This window comes from Shigella sp. FC1544, from assembly GCF_001722145.1.
Taxonomy (GTDB): domain Bacteria; phylum Pseudomonadota; class Gammaproteobacteria; order Enterobacterales; family Enterobacteriaceae; genus Escherichia; species Escherichia coli.
Map to the genome: position 1 here is coordinate 1 of NZ_MECT01000224.1, position 2,381 is coordinate 2,381.

A 2,381-nucleotide genomic window follows, 5' to 3' on the forward strand; every position below is an offset into this window, starting at 1 on the left:
ACGGTTGTGGCGCACGTCTTCGGTGAACGCACTCTGGCCACACTGGAGCGTCTTCTGAGCCTGCTGTCGGCCTTTGAGGTCGTGGTATGGATGACGGATGGCTGGCCGCTGTATGAATCACGCCTGAAGGGAAAGCTGCACGTTATCAGCAAGCGTTACACTCAGCGCATTGAGCGACATAATCTGAATCTGAGACAACATCTGGCAAGGCTGGGACGGAAGTCACTGTCGTTCTCAAAATCGGTGGAGCTGCATGACAAGGTCATCGGGCATTATCTGAACATAAAACACTATCAGTAAGTTGGAGTCATTACCAAGGCGGCAATATCGGAGCGGCAGGTTCTGTCAGCTATATGTTTGACAATACGGGTGTGATTGTATTTAAAGGAACAGACCCTGACCATATTTTTGAAATTTTACTTGAAGCTGAAGTTGATGTTCGTGATGTGACTGAAGAAGAAGGTAACATTGTTATTTATACTGAACCTACTGACCTTCATAAAGGAATCGCGGCTCTAAAAGCAGCTGGAATCACTGAGTTCTCAACAACAGAATTAGAAATGATTGCTCAATCTGAAGTTGAGCTTTCCCCAGAAGATTTAGAAATCTTTGAAGGGCTTGTTGATGCCCTTGAAGATGACGACGATGTTCAAAAAGTTTATCATAACGTCGCAAATCTCTAATTATATTTTAAAGAAATCTGTCTTTATGGCAGATTTCTTTAATCTCATATAATCATTATAAAAATATAATGTTCAACTCGTCATATTGCTTATAAAAAATCCCCGTTCCCAGAGAAATAATATTTATTAAAATTCTAGGTCTTCTTTTTCTGATTACCGAAGACAAAGTGGCAATTACGTATAGTTTCCCGATAAAGACGCGACAGCGACATCCCGCATAAGGCATTGTTCTCTTTATCTTTGTACGGTACTTCATGGAACAGAGATTTTGACCTTGCGAATCGTGATGTCTGTTGGGGGCAATTTGCTCACTGAAGCGTGAGACTCGATTAAACGCACGAAACACAGAAATCAAAAAAACCGGTCACTTTTTTACAAGGTAACCGGGTAAAAATAATTTTTATTTTTTAACTGTTTTGAGATTCATAGAGATGTCTCAAAACTAAAATTTGGCTCCTCTGACTGGACTCGAACCAGTGACATACGGATTAACAGTCCGCCGTTCTACCGACTGAACTACAGAGGAATCGTGAGAACGAAGCGAATATTAGCGATGCCCAACCACAATGTCAAAGCCTGTTTTTTTAATTTGAAATCGTTTGCTGAAATAATCTGCATTTTGTCGTTTATTCCGACACAGCTGGCTTTTTTTCACACTTTTGCGGTTCGGGTCGAGGGTATTTCCATAGCCAACGTCCAGTAACCATTCGCCAGTAAAACAGCACGGCCCGCACAGCCCAGTCGGCAAACATTCCCATCCAGACACCAACCACACCCCAGCCAAGCATGATGCCCAGCACATAACCGACGACAACCCGGCAACCCCACATGCTCAACATAGAAACCCACATAGCGTAACGGGCGTCACGAGCCCCCTTAAATCCAGCGGGCAGCACCCATGAGGCGGACCAAATAGGCATAAATAAAGCATTTAGCCAAATCAGAATCACAACGACATGTTTAACCTGTGGATCCTGGGTGTAAAACGATGCCATAACCCCGGCAAAGGGAGCCGTTAGCCAGGCGATGGCCGTTAATCCAAGAGTGGAAAGCCAGAACACATGCCGCAACTGAATCTCTGCTTGCGCTATCTGTCCTACACCCAACCTTCGGCCTGTAATGATCGTAGAAGCAGAGCCGAGCGCACTTCCGGGTAAGTTGATAAGAGCCGCAATTGAAAACGCGATAAAATTTCCGGCAATAACACTGGTCCCCATCCCGGCAACGAACATTTGAGTTAATAACCGACCACTGGTAAATAACACTGATTCGACACTCGCGGGAATACCAATCCCCATGACTTCCCAGATAATGCTAAAATTCAGCGGTTTAAAATAGCTCTTTAACGAAATCCTTAGCGCAGGATTAAAACCAATCGCCAACACCCACAAAATTGCAACTGCGCCAATATAACGAGAAATGGTTAAACCCAACCCAGCCCCGACAAATCCCAGTCACGGCCAGGAGAAAAGGCCGTAGGTAATGCTGCCAACTTACTGATTTAGTGTATGATGGTGATTTTAAGGTGCTTGCGTGGCTTCCATTTCCATCAGATGCCCTTCCTGCTCCGCTACTGAAGGCGTGGTGCGTAACGGCAAAAGCACTGCCGGACATCAGCGCTATCTCTGCTCTCATTGCCGTAAAACATGGCAACTACAGTTCACTTACACCGCCTCTCAGCCCGGTACGCACCAGAAA

Annotated in this window: 1 protein-coding gene, 1 tRNA gene and 3 pseudogenes; 3 read left to right on the plus strand and 2 right to left on the minus strand. The window is 45.1% G+C overall.

The features are described 5' to 3' along the window. Together BGK49_RS12655 and BGK49_RS12660 are read left to right on the plus strand one after the other, a co-directional pair. Positions 1-300 (plus strand): annotated as a pseudogene (locus BGK49_RS12655) (IS1-like element IS1X2 family transposase); the annotation flags it as partial. A 14-nt stretch (positions 301-314) separates the two neighbouring features. Then, positions 315-683: pseudogene (locus tag BGK49_RS12660) on the plus strand (YebC/PmpR family DNA-binding transcriptional regulator); the annotation flags it as partial. A 450-nt stretch (positions 684-1,133) separates the two neighbouring features. On the opposite strand, the gene BGK49_RS12665 reads toward BGK49_RS12660, so the two are convergent. Together BGK49_RS12665 and yeeO are read right to left on the minus strand one after the other, a co-directional pair. After that, positions 1,134-1,209, minus strand: a tRNA-Asn gene (locus BGK49_RS12665). A gap of 100 nt (positions 1,210-1,309) precedes the next feature. Beyond that, positions 1,310-2,173 (minus strand): annotated as a pseudogene (gene yeeO / locus BGK49_RS12670) (toxic metabolite efflux MATE transporter YeeO); the annotation flags it as partial. A 43-nt stretch (positions 2,174-2,216) separates the two neighbouring features. Here yeeO and BGK49_RS26850 point away from each other — a divergent pair. Continuing rightward, positions 2,217-2,381: IS1 family transposase (locus BGK49_RS26850; RefSeq protein WP_047664789.1), on the plus strand; the 165-nt coding region annotated here is incomplete at its 3' end.